The sequence below is a fragment of the Sphingomonas sp. Leaf17 genome (assembly GCF_001421505.1).
Lineage (GTDB): Bacteria > Pseudomonadota > Alphaproteobacteria > Sphingomonadales > Sphingomonadaceae > Sphingomonas.
On sequence record NZ_LMKL01000004.1, the window covers coordinates 92,248 to 110,026 of the forward strand.

The 17,779-nt window shown below is 65.5% G+C and carries 13 protein-coding genes and 1 tRNA gene; 7 read left to right on the plus strand and 7 right to left on the minus strand.

Annotated features, from left to right (window positions below):
• Positions 1 to 48 precede the first annotated feature (48 nt).
• Positions 49 to 969 carry a subclass B3 metallo-beta-lactamase gene (bla, locus tag ASE75_RS04640; protein ID WP_055929703.1) on the minus strand — a complete coding sequence of 307 codons (921 nt, stop codon included), beginning with the start codon at positions 967 to 969 and terminating at the stop codon, positions 49 to 51.
• 153 nt (positions 970 to 1,122) lie between these two features.
• Between bla and ASE75_RS04645 the strand changes: the two genes are divergently transcribed.
• Both ASE75_RS04645 and ASE75_RS04650 read left to right on the plus strand, forming a co-directional pair.
• Positions 1,123 to 3,381: an NADP-dependent malic enzyme gene (locus ASE75_RS04645; RefSeq protein WP_055929713.1), complete on the plus strand. Its 2,259-nt coding sequence runs from the start codon at positions 1,123 to 1,125 to the stop codon at positions 3,379 to 3,381.
• 129 nt (positions 3,382 to 3,510) lie between these two features.
• The gene (locus tag ASE75_RS04650) at positions 3,511 to 4,749 is read left to right on the plus strand and encodes a hypothetical protein (RefSeq protein ID WP_235512513.1); all 1,239 of its coding nucleotides are present in this window, start codon (positions 3,511 to 3,513) and stop codon (positions 4,747 to 4,749) included.
• A gap of 5 nt (positions 4,750 to 4,754) precedes the next feature.
• Here the strand turns inward: ASE75_RS04650 and ASE75_RS04655 are convergent, their stop codons facing one another.
• From ASE75_RS04655 to ASE75_RS04675, 5 genes are all read right to left on the minus strand, one after another.
• The gene (locus ASE75_RS04655) at positions 4,755 to 5,543 is read right to left on the minus strand and encodes an SDR family oxidoreductase (protein ID WP_055929719.1); all 789 of its coding nucleotides are present in this window, start codon (positions 5,541 to 5,543) and stop codon (positions 4,755 to 4,757) included.
• Between the two features lie 124 nt (positions 5,544 to 5,667).
• Complete coding sequence (locus tag ASE75_RS04660) at positions 5,668 to 6,813, minus strand: acyl-CoA dehydrogenase family protein (protein ID WP_055929722.1); 1,146 nt, start codon at positions 6,811 to 6,813, stop codon at positions 5,668 to 5,670.
• 541 nt (positions 6,814 to 7,354) lie between these two features.
• Entirely contained in the window at positions 7,355 to 8,194 is an 840-nt protein-coding gene (locus ASE75_RS15355) for a hypothetical protein (RefSeq protein ID WP_156340165.1), read from the minus strand.
• A 283-nt stretch (positions 8,195 to 8,477) separates the two neighbouring features.
• Positions 8,478 to 9,173 carry an RlmE family RNA methyltransferase gene (locus ASE75_RS04670; protein WP_055929728.1) on the minus strand — a complete coding sequence of 232 codons (696 nt, stop codon included), beginning with the start codon at positions 9,171 to 9,173 and terminating at the stop codon, positions 8,478 to 8,480.
• Complete coding sequence (locus ASE75_RS04675; RefSeq protein WP_055929732.1) at positions 9,170 to 10,189, minus strand: Ppx/GppA phosphatase family protein; 1,020 nt, start codon at positions 10,187 to 10,189, stop codon at positions 9,170 to 9,172. Before ASE75_RS04675 ends, ASE75_RS04670 begins: the two co-directional genes overlap by 4 nt.
• A gap of 170 nt (positions 10,190 to 10,359) precedes the next feature.
• Here ASE75_RS04675 and ASE75_RS04680 point away from each other — a divergent pair.
• Positions 10,360 to 10,433, plus strand: a tRNA-Gln gene (locus ASE75_RS04680).
• Positions 10,434 to 10,580: 147 nt separating this feature from the next.
• Here the strand turns inward: ASE75_RS04680 and ASE75_RS04685 are convergent.
• Positions 10,581 to 12,371 carry an ABC-F family ATP-binding cassette domain-containing protein gene (locus ASE75_RS04685; RefSeq protein WP_055929735.1) on the minus strand — a complete coding sequence of 597 codons (1,791 nt, stop codon included), beginning with the start codon at positions 12,369 to 12,371 and terminating at the stop codon, positions 10,581 to 10,583.
• Positions 12,372 to 12,470: 99 nt separating this feature from the next.
• Between ASE75_RS04685 and ASE75_RS04690 the strand changes: the two genes are divergently transcribed.
• The 4 genes from ASE75_RS04690 (at position 12,471) to ASE75_RS04705 (ending at position 17,722) form a co-directional block, all read left to right on the plus strand.
• Complete coding sequence (locus tag ASE75_RS04690) at positions 12,471 to 12,797, plus strand: hypothetical protein (RefSeq protein WP_200922311.1); 327 nt, start codon at positions 12,471 to 12,473, stop codon at positions 12,795 to 12,797.
• A gap of 49 nt (positions 12,798 to 12,846) precedes the next feature.
• Positions 12,847 to 13,512 (plus strand): response regulator transcription factor, encoded by a 666-nt coding sequence (locus tag ASE75_RS04695; protein ID WP_055929739.1) that lies wholly within the window; start codon positions 12,847 to 12,849, stop codon positions 13,510 to 13,512.
• A 12-nt stretch (positions 13,513 to 13,524) separates the two neighbouring features.
• The gene (locus ASE75_RS04700) at positions 13,525 to 14,898 is read left to right on the plus strand and encodes a sensor histidine kinase (protein WP_055929742.1); all 1,374 of its coding nucleotides are present in this window, start codon (positions 13,525 to 13,527) and stop codon (positions 14,896 to 14,898) included.
• Between the two features lie 304 nt (positions 14,899 to 15,202).
• Positions 15,203 to 17,722 (plus strand): penicillin-binding protein 1A, encoded by a 2,520-nt coding sequence (locus tag ASE75_RS04705; RefSeq protein ID WP_055929746.1) that lies wholly within the window; start codon positions 15,203 to 15,205, stop codon positions 17,720 to 17,722.
• The last annotated feature ends 57 nt before the right edge of the window (positions 17,723 to 17,779 follow it).

The window sequence follows — 17,779 nt, forward strand, 5'->3', positions numbered from 1 at the left end:
CGGACATGGGGCGGCGGGTAGCGGATGCGGGCGCGGCGGCCAAGGGCGCTATCCCCCGCGCGGTGGCATGGCCTTTGCCTCGCTGGCCAGCTTCGCGTCGAGCAACGCGCGGTGGCGGGCGGCATAGGTGACGCAGGCGGCGGGATCACTGAGCGGCGTCGCACCTGCCAGCCGGTCGTACAGGTCGCTGGCGGACGGGTGCGGGGTGACGATCAGGTCGCAGGGCAGGCGGGCCAGCCTGGCCAGGCTCGCCCGGAACGCGGCGACATAGGCGGGATGGTCCGAAAACCGGTACGACCCCGCCGCTGTCGCCCGGACACTGTCGGCATAGACGATGGCATGGCATGTTCCGCCGTCACACGAGGTCCACGACCAGGACGTGCTGCCCGCCGCATGACCCGGGGTCGCATGGGTGGTCAGGCGCAGCGGTCCCAGTACCACGGCCTCCCCATCGCGCACGATCCGGTCGACCGTGACGCCGGCGAAGGGTGGTAGAAACGCCTTCTGCGGATCGTCCGCCGCCGCCACGCCGGTTTCCAGCGTCGTCCGGGCGGCGGCCCGCGCCACAACCCTTGCGCCGGTCGCCCGCTGCAACGCGCGCAGGCCACCGGCATGGTCGAGATGTTCGTGGCTGTTCAGGATCAGCTTGATATCGGCCGGGCGGAAACCCAGCCGCCGGATATTGACGACGATCGAGGGTACCGCCTCGGCCGTGGCGCCGTCGATCAGGACATGACCCTGCGGCCCGGTGACCAGCAGCACGACGATGCCGCAGGTGCCGACGTCGTACACATTGGCGAAAATGCGGATCGGCGGTGCCGGATCGCTCCAGCCGTCCTTGCCGGCGCATTGCCGCTGATGCTCGGCAAAGGTGGCGGGCCTTGGCGGACCGGCGGCGACGCCGTGTGTGGTAAGGACACCCGCCGCGATGATCGCGCCGACGAGCCGAATCCTGGTGAAGCCTGCCATCGTTGGTCCCCATGCCTGATCCGCCGGATCCTATCGCGTCGGCGTGCCCTGCGCGACCGGTTTGGCGGCGGGGGCCCGGCAGGACGCGTTACCCGGTTCCCTTGACGCCCCCGCGTCCGTAAAGGCTGTAGGCCAGCAGACCGGAGAGTGACCATGGCCGACGAAACCAACGCGCAGTTTTCCGAACGCGAGGCGTTGCTGTTCCATTCGGAAGGCCGGCCGGGCAAGATCGAGATCATCGCGTCCAAGCCGATGGCGACGCAGCGCGACCTGTCCCTTGCCTATTCGCCCGGCGTCGCGGTGCCGGTGCGCGCGATCGCCGAGGATCCGGCGACCGCCTATGACTATACCGCCAAGGGCAATTTGGTCGCGGTCATCTCCAACGGCACCGCCATTCTCGGCCTCGGCAATCTCGGCGCGCTGGCGTCGAAGCCGGTGATGGAGGGCAAGGCGGTGCTGTTCAAGCGGTTCGCCGACGTCGATTCGATCGACATCGAGCTGAAGACCGAGGATGTCGACCGCTTCATCGACGCGGTCGAACTGATGGAGCCGACCTTCGGCGGCATCAACCTTGAGGATATCAAGGCACCCGAATGTTTCATCATCGAGCAGACGCTGCGCGAGCGGATGAACATTCCCGTCTTTCATGACGACCAGCACGGCACCGCGATCATCTGCGCGGCGGGCCTCATCAACGCCTGCCGGTTGACCGGACGCAAGCTGGAGGACGTGAAGATCGTCGTCAACGGCGCGGGCGCGGCGGCGATCGCCTGCACCGAGCTGATGAAGGCGATGGGCGTGCGCCACGCCAACGTCATCATGTGCGACAAGACCGGCGTAATCTATCAGGGCCGCGACGACGTGAACCAGTGGCAGTCGGCGCACGCCGCCGTCACCGAACGCCGGACGCTGACCGAGGCGCTGCACGGCGCGGACATGTTCCTTGGGCTGTCGGCGGCGGGTGCGCTGAAGCCGGAAATGGTCAAGGACATGGCCCCGTCGCCGATCATCTTCGCGATGGCCAATCCGGAACCCGAAATCCGCCCCGAACTGGCCAAGGCGGCGCGACCCGACGCGATCGTCGCGACCGGCCGGTCGGACTATCCGAACCAGGTCAACAACGTCATCTGCTTCCCGTTCATCTTCCGCGGCGCGCTCGACGTGCGCGCGACCGGCATCAACGACCAGATGAAGATCGCCGCCGCCAATGCCATCGCCGAACTGGCGCGGCAGCGCGTGCCGGAGGAAGTCGCGGTCGCCTATGGCGTGCAGCACAGCTTCGGTCCCGAATACATCATCCCGTCGCCGTTCGACCCCCGGCTGATGGAACTGGTGTCGATCGCGGTCGCCAGGGCGGCGATGGATTCAGGAGTGGCGACCAAGCCGATCCTCGACATGGAGGGGTATCGCCAGAGCTTGCGCGCCCGCCTGAACCCGACCACCGCCGTCCTGTCTATGGCCTATGAGGGCGCACGCGCGCATCCCAAGCGCGTGATCTTCGCGGAAGGGGAGGAGGAGGTCGTCCTGCGCGCCGCCATCGCGTTCAAGGAGGGCGGCTACGGCGTGCCCGTGCTGGTCGGCCGCGACGACGTGCCCGACCGGTTGCGCGCGCTGGGCGTTACCGATCCCGACAGTTTCGAGCTGCACAACAGCCGCATCTCGCCGCTGGTGCCGCGCATGGTCGAACTGCTCTACGCCCGGCTCCAGCGGCGCGGGTATCTGCGCCGCGACTGCGAACGGATGGTCAATCAGGATCGCAACATCTTCGGCGCGCTGCTGCTCCAGATGGGTGAGGGCGACGCGATGATTACCGGCATCACCCGCACCTATGGCGAGACGATGCGCCAGGTCTACCGCGTGATCGACCCCGCAGCCGGCAAGACGCCGTTCGGCATCCATCTGGTCGTCGGCCAGAGCCACACGGTGTTCATCGCCGACACCGCGATCAACGAGCGGCCGACCGCCGAGCAACTGGCCGATTTTGCCGAGCAGACCGCCGCCGTCGCGCGTCGGATGGGCCACGAACCGCGCGTCGCGTTCCTCAGCTATTCCAACTTCGGCAATCCCAAGGGCGAATGGCTCGACAATATCCGTGACGCGGTGACCGTGCTCGACGGGCGGCAGGTCGGGTTCGAATATGAGGGCGAAATGGCCCCCGACGTGGCGTTGAACCCCAAGCAACTGGCGAACTATCCGTTCGCGCGGCTCTCGGGGCCAGCCAACGTCCTCATCATGCCGGGGCTGCAGTCGGCGCACATCTCGGCCAAGCTGCTGCGCGAGCTTGGCGGCGATTCGGTGATCGGCCCGATGCTGATCGGCCTGGAAAAACCGGTGCAGGTCGCACCGATGACGTCCACTGCCGGCGAACTGGTGACGCTGGCCGTGCTGGCGGCAGGCGGCATCGCACGGTGAGTCATCAAGGCTGAAACATCCGGATCGGATCAAAGCGCGATTGCCCTTCGGTCCGGTCCGGCCATACCCTGCGTCCCGGGCCATGGTTTGGGAGGGGAGTATATGGGAAGGAACGCTATTGTCGCAGCTATGCTTGCGACCTGTCTTTACATGGATGTGGCCGCCGTACAGGCGCAGACGCTGATGTCCATTTCCACTGGCGGGGCAAAGCCAGCTCCCGTGATGCATACGCCGCCTGCCGATGCAAACGATACGCCGGAGGAAATCGCAAAGGATTCCGCTCGCGATCTGAAGGGCCGCCGATTCTACAATCGTCCGGGCGCAACCCGGGCCCAATATGATGCCGACTGGCAAGCATGCCGCCTGATTGCCCGCGGCTCGCGAACACCATCCGGATCAATTCCCTTCTTCTATAATCCGGCCGTTATGTCTCCTGTTGCTGCCGGAATTGGAGGGGGCCTTGGCGGTTTGCTGGCCGACGTAATTGCGGAGGGGAAGCAGCGTCGTATCAACCGGCAAACCTGCCTGCTCATTCGCGGCTGGCGCATGGTCGAAGTGCCGACTGCGGCCGCGATCCGGGTCGAGGCCATGACCGATGCCGAGCGCAGCCGTTATTTCGACACGGTTGTCGGCGCGACCCAAGTCGACGGGGTCGTGACTGAGAGGACCAGCTTCGTCCAGATCGATGATCCGGCGATCCGGCTCGATACGCCGTTGGCCGAGGCGGGGACCGTGTTTCTCGGGAAGAAGGTCGACGCCGCGTCGCCCCTTGTCCTGGCACCCGGAGAGGCGGCGGTCGTCATGGCGTTTCGTCGCACCGATCCACGGAGTGCCGGGCGATCCGCGCTGGTCCAGCTCGCTCGTCACGACGTGACCGGCCGTGATCTTGTCTATCGGCCCAAGAATTGGAAAAAGACCGGCGACAAGACCGTCTATGACCTTTCCATCGGCAGTTCCGACCGCAAGGCACCCTACGAGGTACAGGTGATGCGTGTCACACCCGGCGATTACGTCATCGCGTCGACCGCCGTGGCCGCGAAAGTGGCAACCACCATCAACTGCTTCGGGGCACCCGGCTTCCACGTCGGACCGGGAGAGGTCGCCTACATCGGCGACTTTATGCCCGTAGTGAACGCGAAGCTGGCGAATGGCACGACGACTACGAAGCTGTTCCACACGATGAACATCACTGACGCGCGGCGCACCTTGTCGGTGTCGCAGCCAACGGTGAGTGCGGCGTTGAAGCCCGCGGCATTGTACAATCGTGCGACGTATGCCTGTTCCGCCATGACTATGGATCGGTGGGATATTTCCGGCGTCCCGCCGCTACCGGAAACCCTTCCTGTGGCGGCGGAGGGATTGCGATAGCGTACCTATCCGTCGATCGACGCCCCGACCGAGGCGTGGACCAGGCCGCCGTCGACCGCGATGGTTTCGCCGATGACATAGTCGCCGGCGCGGCTGGCGAGGTAGATGGCGGTGCCGGCCATGTCCTCCTCCACGCCGATGCGGCGGGCGGGGATGTTCTGCGCCACTGCCGCGCCGTGATCGCGCGCAGCCTTGTTCATGTCGCTGGCAAACGCACCGGGGGCGATCGAGGAGACATTGATCGAATCCTTCACCAGTCGCGCGGCCATGCGCCGGGTCAGGTGGATCAGTGCCGCCTTCGACGCCTGATAGCTGTACGTCTCCCACGCGTTCAGGCGCAGGCCGTCGATCGAGGTGATGTTGATGACCTTGGCCGGGCGGTCGGGCGAGGCCGCGGCCTGCAACGCGCCGTGCAGTGCCTGCGTCAGGAAGAAGGGTGATTTGACGTTCAGGTCCATGACCTTGTCCCAGCCCTTTTCGGGGAAGTCCGCGAACGGTTCGCCCCAGGCGGCACCCGCGTTGTTGACCAGGATGTCGAGCCGCTCCTCGTGCTCGGCCAGTTGCGCGGCCAGCGCCGTGCACCCGGCGACAGTCGACACATCCTGCGGCAGGGCGATGCAGTTTTCTCCCAGCTCCTGCGCGGTCGCAAGGCACGCCTCGGCCCGGCGGGCGGAGATATAGACCTTGGCCCCTTGCGCGACGAAGCCGGCGGCGATCATCCGGCCAATGCCGCGCGATCCGCCGGTGACCAGGGCGACGCGACCGTCGAGACGGAACAGGGTGCTGGTGTCCATGATAATCCTTCTGCTTAATTCCCCTCCCGAGAGCGGGAGGGGTTAGGGGAGGGGGTGTCTCAGGCCGGCCGCATGCGGTCACGCCCTCCCCCGACCCCTCCCGCCAAGTGGGAGGGGAGATAGGTCAGCCGCCGCGCTTGATCGTCTCGCGGGCGATGATGACCTGCTGGATCTGGCTGGTGCCTTCGTAGATGCGGAACAGGCGGACGTCGCGGTACAGACGTTCGATGCCGTAGTCGGAGATATAGCCGGCCCCGCCGAAGATCTGCACCGCGCGATCGGCGACGCGGCCGACCATCTCGCTGGCGAAATATTTGGCGGCCGCCGACTCCATCACGACGTCCTTGCCGGCATCCTTGGCCGCCGCGGTTTCCAGCACCATGGCGCGGGCGACCAGCGCCTCGGTCTTGGAATCGGCGATCATGCCCTGAATCAGCTGGTGATCGGCGATCGGTTTGCCGAACTGGGTGCGGGTGGTGGCATAGGCGACGCAGTCGGCGATCAGCCGCTCGGCCACGCCGACGCAGACCGCCGATATGTGCAGCCGCCCGCGATCCAGCACACGCATCGCGATCTTGAAGCCTTCGCCTTCCACGCCCAGCCGGTTGGCGGCGGGTACGGCCACGTCGTCGAAGATCACGTCGGCGACCTTCGCGCCCTTCTGTCCCATCTTCTTTTCCGGCTCGCCGATCGAGACGCCGGCAAGCGTGCGCGGCACCAGAAACGCGGAAACGCCGCGCGCGCCGGTTTCGTCGCCGGTGCGGGCCATGACGGTGAACAGGTCGGCCTTGTCGGCATTGGTGATGTAGCGTTTGGTGCCGGACAGGCGGTACACATCGCCGTCACGCACGGCGCGGGTCTTCACGCTGCCGGAATCGGAACCGACATCGGGTTCGGTCAGCGCGAAACTGGTGATGATTGCGCCGCTGGCGATGCGCGGCAGCCATTCGGCTTTCTGTTCGGGCGTGCCGGCCATCACCAGCCCCTGGCTGCCGATACCGACATTGGTGCCGAAGCTGGAGCGGAAGGCGGGCGTCGTCCGGCCAAGCTCGATCGCGACCCGCGCCTCCTCGCTCATCGTCAGCGCAAGGCCGCCATATTCCTCGGCGATCGACAGGCCGAACAGCCCGAGATCCTTCATTTCCGCGATGACCGCGTCGGGGATCGCATCCGCCGCCTCGACTTCCGCCTCCAGCGGACGAAGGCGGTCGGCAACGAAGCGCCGCACCGTGTCGATCAGCGCGTCGAAGGTTTCGGGGTCGAGGGCCATGTCTACGCTCTTGCTGCCTGCCGGGGTGCGTCTGGCTAGCCCGGTGCGGGCCTAAGGGCAAGGGTGGTGTGCAAACCGGATGTTCGAAAAGGTGGTGGTGTATGGTTTGAGGGGGCGTACTGGGGCGGGTAAAAGTGGACAGGGGGGGGCGGGGTTCGGGGGGGGGTAGTTAGCAGGTAGACGCTCGCCACGAACGCGCGGGCTGTGGTGGCGAAAGGTTGCAAAGGTTACATCCACATGGGGGGGGTGTCGGTGGAGGCGGGGCGCATCGTCGATGGTATGGCGGCTGCGGGTACCGAAAGGGGTGAAGCAAATCGCGGCCGAATAGGACAGCGATTTTTCAGGTAATCATCGCTTAGATCCAAAACGCAGCCGAATTGGAAAATCCAAGGAGACTGTATGGTGGAGCCTAGGGGGTCGGCTCGTAAATCCGTAAGTACTGACAAAAAAAGGACATTCTTCTGGGCGTCTAGACAGTTATATTAGCTCTTTGTATTAGCCGGGGCAAGGGGCTTAGCCTGCCGACAGATAGCGAGCAACTTCAGTAGTGCCCTCCCATGAAGAACAATGTCGTCCACGCTTTGCGGCGTATCGCATCGCCCCTTGTGATGAGGCCATAGGGGAAAATTTCGTCAAGATGAGGGACAACCGGCTCCTGCAAGCCCTTCGCTATCTCGACCTGGTGCGCTTGAGAGCAAGCCCAGCACAACAATCGGTATAGCGGCTTGATGATCTGCAAGATCGTCCAAACGCAATGACCCCTTGTCCGCTTTGTTAATTCAAGCTGATAGACAATATCGACTATAAGCTCATACTCTCCGCGCATACCCATCGCAAACCCATGCATATTGCTACGGTCGCAATATGCTATTGCTTGCTCATTTATTGCAGCCCGCCTCTGGTACGACAGACTTTCGTCAGCAATACGCAGATGTAATCCATACCATGTAATTAATGGATCACTTCCACCAATTCCCTTAGAGAGAAGGTCAAGATTGTGGTATCTTGATTTATCTGCAAAGATAGAAAGGAAATTTAGTGCATCGTAGTGCAATGATGCTTCTTCATACCAACCATCCTTAATCCCGTTGTCCTCTCCGACAATTCGCAGGTGGTCGTATATATTAACCAAGGAATGGCGAAATTTATTTCGCAGCGTATTGTTTGAAGGTGTGTTTAAATCGTTTGTGGCCATGTGATATGTTACAAATATGATCTTCATCAGGCGTTCTAGGCCGATAGAAAGATTGAAAAGCGACGTGTAGATTGTTCCGGGCTGGTAGTGATCGGACTTGGCAAGCCCTTCCAAGCCCGTAAGCAAAGCGTTGCTTGCTAGGTGGCCCTCTTGCGCCATCATTCGGAAACGGTGTGAAAAAATCATGCAGAGGCGTTATGCTCTGCAAAGGTTATCATAGCCAGACCCGCCTACGGCCTGAAAATGTCAGGGATATGTGAGAGGGCAATCAAACACTCCCGAGTGACGGTTTACCCCTTACCCGGCCCCACGATTATGACACGCCTAACGCGACCTGCATTGTTGCGCGCGGCTCGTTCTCGCTGCGTAGCGTGTCACCAATGCCCAGCCCAGCCCAATGATCCCGGTAGCGATGACCCTGCCTCGCACGTTGTACCTTGTGGTGTATCGAAGTCAGCCTTCCCCACACTCACCCCACCGGTACCTGCTCCTCCACCCGCTCGACCCGTCCCTTGAACCCTTGGGCCACGACATACCATTCCGACGATTCCTTGCGGCTGGCCGGCGGTTTGGCGTGCTTCACGCTGGTGAAATTGCGCTTCAGGGTGGCGACCAGCGTGTCGTCCGCGCCGCCGGCCAGCACTTTCGCCACAAAGCCGCCGCCGGGGCGCAGGACGTCGCAGGCGAAGTCGACCGCGGCCTCGACCAGCCCCATGGTGCGCAGGTGATCGGTCTGGGGGTGGCCGACGGTGTTGGCGGCCATGTCGGACAGGACGAGGTCGGGAGCGCCGCCCAGCGCCTCTGACAGCAGGTGCGGCGCGCTGTCGTCCATGAAGTCGAGTTCGAAGATCGTCACGCCCTCGATCGGGTCGACCGGCAAGAGGTCGATGCCGACGATGCTGGCGTTCTTCACCAGCTTCTGCACGACCTGCGTCCAGCCGCCGGGCGCGATGCCGAGGTCGACGACGCGCTTGGTGTTTTTCAGAAAGCCGAAGCGTTCGTTCAGCTCGATGAGCTTGTAGGCGGCACGGCTGCGATACCCCTCCGCCTTGGCGCGGCGGACATAAGGATCGTTCAACTGGCGTTCGAGCCAGCGGTTCGACTGCGGCGTACGCCCGCGCGAGGTCTTGACGCGGGTGCGCCCGCCCGATCCACCCCGGCTCACGAGCGGGGGCTGCCCATCAGGCTGCGCAAGATGCCTTCGCGGATGCCGCGATCGGCAATCCCGATCCGTTCGGCGGGCCACAGGTCCATGATCGTCTCCAATATCGCACAGCCGGCGACGACCAGATCGGCGCGCTCCTGACCGATGCAGGGTAGTTTCGCGCGGTCCTCGATCGCCATCTGCGACAGGTCGCTGCTGATCTTTCGCATCGCGGGCGCCGGCACGATCAGCCCGTCGACCACCGACCGGTCGTAATGGCTGAGGCCCAGATGCACGCTGGCGAGCGTCGTTACCGTGCCGCTGGTGCCGAGCAGGCGCGGGCGACGGAGTCCGCGCGGCAGGCGGGCGGCGAACCCGGCGAAACTGTCGGCAACGAGGCTCCGCATCCGCGCATAGGCCGCCGCGCGTCCATCCGCGCCGACGCCGCCGCCGGCACTCTCGGTCAGCGACACCACGCCCCAGGGCGCGGAATGCCAGTCGAGCACGGTCGGCACCAGCGTCGAGGTGTCGATCAGCACGAGTTCGGTCGACCCGCCGCCGATGTCGAACACCAAGGCCGGATCCTCACCCGGCTCGATCAGCGCGTGACAGCCAAGGACGGCGAGCCGCGCCTCCTCCTCGGCCGAAATGATGTCGAGGTGGATACCGGTTTCCGCCAGCACGCGCGCGATGAAGGCGGGGCCGTTCACCGCCTGGCGACAGGCCTCGGTCGCGACCGAGCGGGCGAGGGTGACGTTGCGGCGGCGCAATTTGTCGGCGCAGACGCGCAGGGCCGCGATGGTGCGTTCGATCGCCGCGTCGCTGAGGCGACCGTTTGCGGCCAGCCCCTCGCCCAGACGAACGATTCGCGAAAAGGCGTCGATGACCGCAAAGCCCGGCCCGTGCGGCCGGGCGATCAGCAGCCGGCAATTGTTGGTGCCGAGATCAAGGGCGGCGAAGTGCCGCGCATCGGCCCCGCGCCCACGCGCTGGCCGACCTGTCGCCGGACGGGCAGGGGGTCCCTGCCGGTACGGCATTCCGGGTGTCTGCCCCATGCCGTGTGCTCACTTATCTGTTCTGCCGCCGTGGGATGAAAACCGTCCCACCCGGTGCTTGGAGCACACGCTAGCGCATGGATGCTGAGCGGACAAGCGGATCGGCGTTGACAAGCCCGGCAGGGCGGCCTAATGGCGCGCTTCGCTGATGATGCCCCGTCGTCTAATGGTAAGACTGCGGTTTCTGATACCGCCTATTGAGGTTCGAATCCTCACGGGGCATCCAGCGATTTGAGGCCCTCCGCCAGTCCGCACGGACCGCGTTCGAGTGCCGTCCCAAGCCGCCGAACAATGTCCGACACGCCGTGACCGCGACCGCAGACCGCGCGTCGTTCCGGTGTTGCGGGAGGGGATTGCCCCCTCCGCAACGGGTTCAGCCCAGCGCCTCGACCTGTTCCGCCAGTTCCAGCCAGCGCATTTCGGCGGCCTCCTTGTCGGCGCGGGCCTTTTCGATCGCCTTGGTCAGCCTGGCGAAGGTGGCGTGGTCGCGGACATACAGGGTGGGGTCGGCCAGCAGCGCCTCGTCGCGGGCGATCGCGGCGTCATACCCCTCGATGGTCTTGGGCAGCAGGTCATAGTCGCGCTGGTCCTTGTAGGTCAGCTTGACCTTGGGCGCGGGCGGCGGTGCGGCGGGCGAGGGGGCCTTGGTCGCCTTTTTCGCGCCCGCCACGGGCTTGCGCTGGCGTTCCCAGTCAGCATAGCCGCCCGCGACCACATCGACGCTGCCCGACCCGTCCAGCCCCAGCGTGATCGTGACCGTGCGGTCGAGGAAGTCGCGGTCGTGGCTGACGATCAGGACGGTGCCGTCGTAATCGGCGATCACCTCCTGCAACAGATCCAGCGTTTCCAGGTCGAGGTCGTTGGTCGGCTCGTCCAGCACCAGCAGGTTGGACGGCCGGGCGAATTCGCGGGCCAGCAACAGGCGCGAACGTTCGCCGCCCGACAGCGAGCCGATCTTGGCCTCGACCATGTTGGGGTCGAACAGGAACTCCTTCAGATAGCCGTGGATGTGCTTGCGCACGCCCAGCACGTCGATCCATTCGCCGCCGTCGGCCACGACCTCGCGCACCGTCTTTTCCGGGGCCATCAGGCTGCGTTGCTGGTCGATGACGACGGCATCGAGCGTCTTGGCGAGGCGGATGAAGCCGCTGTCGGGTTCGATCTCGCCGGTCAGAAGTTTCAGCAGCGTCGATTTGCCCGCGCCGTTGCGGCCCACGATACCGATCCGGTCGCCGCGCGTGACGCGCAGGTTCAGCGTGTCGATGATGGTCCGGCGGGCGTCGCCCTCGCCAAAGCCCTTCGACACCGCCTTCACGTCGATCACGACCTTGGTCTTGGAATCGTCGCTGGCGGTGGTCAGGTTCGCGGCACCCTGCGGTCCCAGCATCGACGCGCGTTCGGCGCGCATCTCGTGCAGCTTGGTCAGGCGGCCCTGGTTGCGTTTGCGCCGGCCAGTGACGCCGCGCAGCAGCCAATGCTCCTCCAGCTTCAGCCGCGCGTCGAGCCGTTCGGCCTGCCGCGCTTCGTCGGCATAGACCTGATCGGTCCACGCCTCGAACCCGCCAAAGCCGATTTCGGCGCGGCGGATGGTGCCGCGGTCCAGCCACAGCGTCTGCTTCGTCAGGCGGGTCAGGAAGGTTCGGTCGTGGCTGATGACGACGAACGCGCCGCGGAACCGCTTCAGCCAGTCCTCCAGCCATTCGATCGCGGCGATGTCGAGATGGTTGGTCGGCTCGTCGAGCAACAGGACGTCGGGGTCCTGCGCCAGCGCGCGGACGATCGCGGCGCGGCGACGCTCGCCACCGGAAGCCGACGATGCGTCGCGCGAGAGGTCGATGCCAAGCTGATCGGCGATCGCATCCGCCTCGTGCCGGAGCGGCGCGTCGTCGCCGCCCATGACATAGTCGAGCAGGGTCGCGACGCCGCGCAGGTCGGGTTCCTGTTCGAGCAGGATGACGCGCGTGCCCGGCACGATCGTGCGGCGGCCCTCGTCGCTGTCGACCTTGCCGCCGATCAGCTTCAGCAGCGTGGTCTTGCCAGCGCCGTTGCGGCCGATGAGCGCGAGGCGATCGCGCGCGCCGATGTGGATGTCGAGATTGCGGAACAACCAGCCGGAACCCTGTACGAGTCCCAGACCTTCATATGCGAGTATCGGTGCGGCCATGCCGCGCCACCTAGGGAACAGGCGGGCCGGCGGCAAGTTTCGCTTGGCTGACGGTCGCATTCACAGGCTGTTCAACGCAGTGGACCTATGCAAAGCCCCATGACGATGATCCTGTTCCTTGCGTCCCTTGCCGCCGCTCAGCCGATCGCTCAGCCTCCGCTGGCCGAACCGATGGCGTTCCAGGCACCCGAACAGCGGCGCAACGACCAGCAACGCGCGTTCGACGCGCGGCGCACCGGTCGCATCCTGCCGCTGCCCGAGATCGAGCGGCGGGTGGTGCCGACGATGGGCGGCGCCCAGTATATCGGCTTCGACTTCGATTCGCGCAGCGGCATTTACACGCTGAAGTTCCTGCGCGATGGATCGGTCATCTGGGTCGATGTCGATGGCCAGACCGGTCAGGTCGTCGGCCGGACCGGACGCTGACCCCGCCGCCTGTCGAAAAGCCATAGCCCCATACGAAAAGGGAAATAGCATGCGCGTTCTGATCGTCGAGGACGAGCCGAATCTGGGAACCCAGTTGAAGAACACGCTGGAGGGCGCGGGCTATGCCATCGACCTTGCCACCGATGGCGAGGAGGGGCTGTTCCTGGGCCAGACCGAGAATTACGACGCGGTCGTGCTGGATCTGGGCCTGCCCGAGATCGACGGGCTGACCGTGCTCGACCGCTGGCGCAAGGAGGGCAAGGTGATGCCCGTGCTGGTCCTGACCGCGCGCGACAGCTGGTCGGACAAGGTGGCCGGGCTGGACGCGGGCGCGGACGACTATGTCGCCAAGCCGTTCCAGAGCGAGGAACTGATCGCCCGCCTGCGCGCGCTGATCCGCCGGGCATCGGGCAATGCGTCGTCCGAACTGACCGCGGGGGACATCCGCCTCGATACCCGGTCGGGCAAGGTGACGCGGGCGGGCGAGCCGGTGAAGCTGACCGCACAGGAATACAAGCTGCTCAGCTACCTGCTCCACCACAAGGGCAAGGTGGTCAGCCGGACCGAGTTGATCGAGCATATCTACGATCAGGACTTCGATCGCGATTCCAATACGATCGAGGTGTTTGTTACGCGCATCCGCAAGAAGCTGGGTCAGGATGTCATCACGACGATCCGGGGTCTTGGCTACAGCCTGGAAGATCCCGCGGCGTAAGGCCCGGACGCGATGACCGACACGATCGACCCGACTCCGCGCGTGCCGGCCAAGACAACGGGATCGCTGTCGCGCCGGATGATCCTGATCGCGGCGGTGTGGATCGTCGTGTTGCTGGCGGGCGGCGGCTATGCGCTGGATCGGGTGCTGTCGACCGCGGTGACGCGCAATTTCGACGACCAGCTCGAATATGTGCTGAACGCGCTGATCGTGTCGGCGGAAATCGACCCGCAGGGCGAGGTGCGGTTCAACCGCGAACTGGCCGACCAGCGCGTGCTGGAACCCTATTCGGGACTGTACTGGCAGGTGTCGGCCAAGGCGCGTGAGCCGTTCCCGTCGCGGTCGCTGTGGGACCGGCGGCTGACCTATGGCGGGGTGCATAACGATCGCGGCATCCATTTCTATGACAGCGGCCAGTTCGCGGACGAAAAGCTGCGTATCGTCGAGCGCGATCTGGTTCTGCCGAAATCGCCGGTGCGCTGGCGGTTTCAGGTGGCGCAGAGCCGCGACGGGCTGGACGCGCAGATCGCGACGCTGCGGCGGACGCTGGTGCGCAGTTTCGCCCTGCTCGCGCTGGGGCTGATTATTCTGGCGGCGCTCCAGACCTTCTACGGCCTGTGGCCATTGCGCAAAGTGCGCGAGGAGATCGCCCGGATGCGGGCCGGCCAGTCCAACCGGGTCGATGGCGCGATGCCCGACGAGGTCGCGCCGATGGTCGAGGAGCTGAACGCGCTGATCGCTCACAATGAGCGGCAGGCAGAGGAGGCGCGGCGACATGCCGGCAATCTGGCGCACGCGCTGAAGACGCCGCTGACCGTCATCATGAACGCCGCCACCGCGCAGGCCGATGACCTGGCCGAAACGGTGGTGCGCGAGGCGCGGACGATGCGGCGGCAGGTCGACCATCATCTGGCGCGCGCGCGGGCGGTCGGCCGGCGAGGATCGGCGCACAGCCGGGCCGATGTCTGGCCCAGCCTGGAATCGGTCGAGCGCGCGGTCGGGCGGCTGTATCGCCATGTCCGGATCGACGTCGCCGGGCCAAGGGATCTGCAGGTTCATGTCGAGCGGCAGGATCTGGACGAAATGCTCGGAAATCTCATCGAAAACGCGGCGAAATATGGCGGCGGCAGCGTCTTCGTCACGGTCGGCGCGCAGGCCGGGTTCGTCGAGTTCCTGATCGAGGATGACGGGATGGGTATCCCCGAGGAACAACGCGTTCGGATCTTCGATCGCGGCGTGCGGCTCGATTCCGGCAAGCCTGGCACCGGGCTGGGGCTGGCGATCGTGCGCGATGTGGCGGAAATCTACGAGGGCACGGTGGCGCTGGAGGAGAGCGAGGATCTGGGCGGGCTGATGGTCCGGTTGCGGTTGCCGGCGGCCAATTGACGGGTTTGCCCAATATTTCCATCAGTCGTGGCCCTGGATCCCCACCTGCGCGGGGGAACAGCCGGGACATCTTTTGTCTTTCACCCCCGGCAAAGGCAGGGGCCCAATTTCGGGACGGGGCGTAAACGAGCGACCCGCGCCGCCGGGCGTATGTTCCCTGTTAGGCCCCAGCCTTCGCCGGGGCGGTTGATATTGGGGGGTGACTGCACGCCACCGCTGGTCGTTCAATCATTCCGTCCGGCCCGACCGCAAGTCACGACGGCTTCCAACCCGGCCCAATCCTGCTAAACGCAGCCCCATAGTCATGGCGTCCCCTTTTCCCGAACCCGCTGGGGCAGACCCCGTTCCCGTCACCAGCCGTGTACGCGGGTTCGCCGCGCGTGCCTGGGGGCGATGGTGGGTCAAGGCGATCGCGGCGGTGGCCCTGCTGGCCGCGATCGGCGTTGCCCTGCTGTGGTTGCTGGTGATCCGGCAATTGCCGTCGGTCGACTCGCTGCGGGCTTATGAGGCGCCGCTGCCGACCAACGTGCGCGGCATAGATGGTGCGCCGATCCAGTCCTATGCGCGTGAACGGCGGGTCGAACTGGCCTTCGCCGAATATCCCAAGGATCTCATCAACGCGTTTCTGGCGGCCGAGGACAAGACGTTCTTCGAGCATCACGGCGTCGATTATCCGGGCCTTGCCGGCGCGGTGGTCGATTACGCGTCGAAGATCGGATCGGGCAAGCGCGCCAAGGGCGGGTCGACCATCACCCAGCAGGTCGCGAAGAACCTGCTGATCGGCGACGAATATTCGCCGACGCGCAAGCTGAAGGAAGCGATCCTCGCCTACAAGATCGAGGATACGCTGACCAAGCCGCAGATCCTGGAGCTGTACCTCAACCAGATCGCGCTGGGCCGCAACGCGTTTGGGGTGGAGGCGGCGAGCCACGCCTATTTCGACAAGGAACTGGACGAACTGAGCCTGGCGCAGATGGCCTATCTCGCGATCCTGCCCAAGGGACCGTCCAACTATAACCCGGTGCGGCATACCCAGCGCGCGCTCGACCGGCGCAATTACGTGTTGCGCGAGATGCTGAAGAACGGTTTCATCGACCAGCGCCGTTTTGCCGAGGCGAATGCCGCGCCGCTGGGGACGATCGTTCGCCGTGCACCGAAGTTCCAGCCGGTCGGCGGCTATTTCGTCGAGGCGGTGCGCCGCGAGCTGATCGACCGGTTCGGCGAGAATGCCAAGGACGGCCCGTACAGCGTCTATTCGGGCGGGCTGTGGGTGCGCACCTCGCTGGACACGCGGTTGCAGGAACTGGCGCAGGACGCGCTGCGCGACGGGCTGTTGCGGTTCGAGCGCGGGCGTGGCTGGTCCGGGCCGATCGAGCGCAAGCCGTTCGAGGACGAGGCTTGGCTTGGTGCGCTGGTCGCGACCAACATCGGGCTGGATTACAAGGACTGGCGTGCCGCGATCGTGATCGACCGCGATTCCTCGGCCGCGCGGATCGGCTTTGCGTCCGGCCAGACCGGCGAGCTGCCGCGCAGCGCCGCGCAGATGCCGGTGCGCGCGAAGGGCGGGACTGCCTTTGCCGCGCTGCAACCGGGCGATATCATCGCCGTCGCGCCCGAGGGCGGCCACTTCGCGTTGCGCTCGATCCCCAAGATCTCGGGCGGGTTCGTGGTCGAGGAGCCGGCGACCGGCCGCGTGCTGGCGATGCAGGGCGGGTTCGACGCGCGGATCCAGTCGTTCAACCGCGCGGTGCAGGCGATGCGCCAGCCGGGATCGACGATCAAGCCGATCGTCTATTCGGCCGCGCTGGACGGCGGGATGACGCCGGCGTCGATCATCGTCGACGGGCCGTTCTGCGTCTATCAGGGCGCGCGGCTGGGGCAGAAATGCTTCCGCAATTTCGGTAATTCGCGTGGCGCGGGGCCGCACACGATGCGCTGGGGCATCGAACAGTCGCGCAACCTGATGACGGTGCGCGCGGCCGCGCAGACCGGCATGGTGCCGGTCACCGGCCTGATGAAGCGCGTCGGGATCGGCACCTATGCGCCGTACCTGTCGTTTGCGCTGGGAGCGGGCGAGACGACGGTCAGCCGGATGGTCAACGCCTATGCGATCCTGGCCAATCAGGGGCGCGGCGGTGCGCCGACGCTGATCGATTTCGTCCAGAACCGGCGCGGGCAGGTGATCTGGCCGGAAAAATGGCAGCCGTGCGACGACTGCAATGCGCCCGACTGGAACGGCAAGGCGATGCCGCGGCCGGTGACTCGTCAGAAGCAGGTGATGAACGCCCAGACCGCGTTCCAGATGGTCCACATCACCGAAGGCGTGATCCAGCGCGGTACCGCCACGACATTGCGCGATCTGAACCGGCCGATCTTCGGCAAGACGGGGACGAACACCGGACCGACCGACGTCTGGTTCATCGGCGGCACCCCGCAATTCGTCGGTGGCCTGTACATCGGGTATGACACGCCGCGAAACCTGGGCGGTGCGGCGCAGGGCGGTACGCTGGCCGCGCCGATCTTCAAGCAGTTCGCGACCAAGGCGTATGAGGGCCTGCCGGTCCTGCCGTTCCGCGCGCCGCCGGGTATCCGCATGGTCCGCATCGACCGCGCGAGCGGCCGGCCGGTCTATGGCACATGGCCGTCGCTCGACGATCCGAAACCGGCTGTGATCTGGGAAGCGTTCAAGCCCGAGAGCGAGCCGCGCCGTGCCGCGCGCCGGGCCGGACCGGCTGCACCCGCCGCGCGCGCGACCGCCACCGCACCGCGCGCGCAGGCCCCGCGCGACAGCGATTTCTTGCAAAGAGAGGGCGGAATCTACTAGCGCCCCCATATTGCCGATGCCCGTATGTCCGGGCGTCACGATCCATTCGGAGAATAC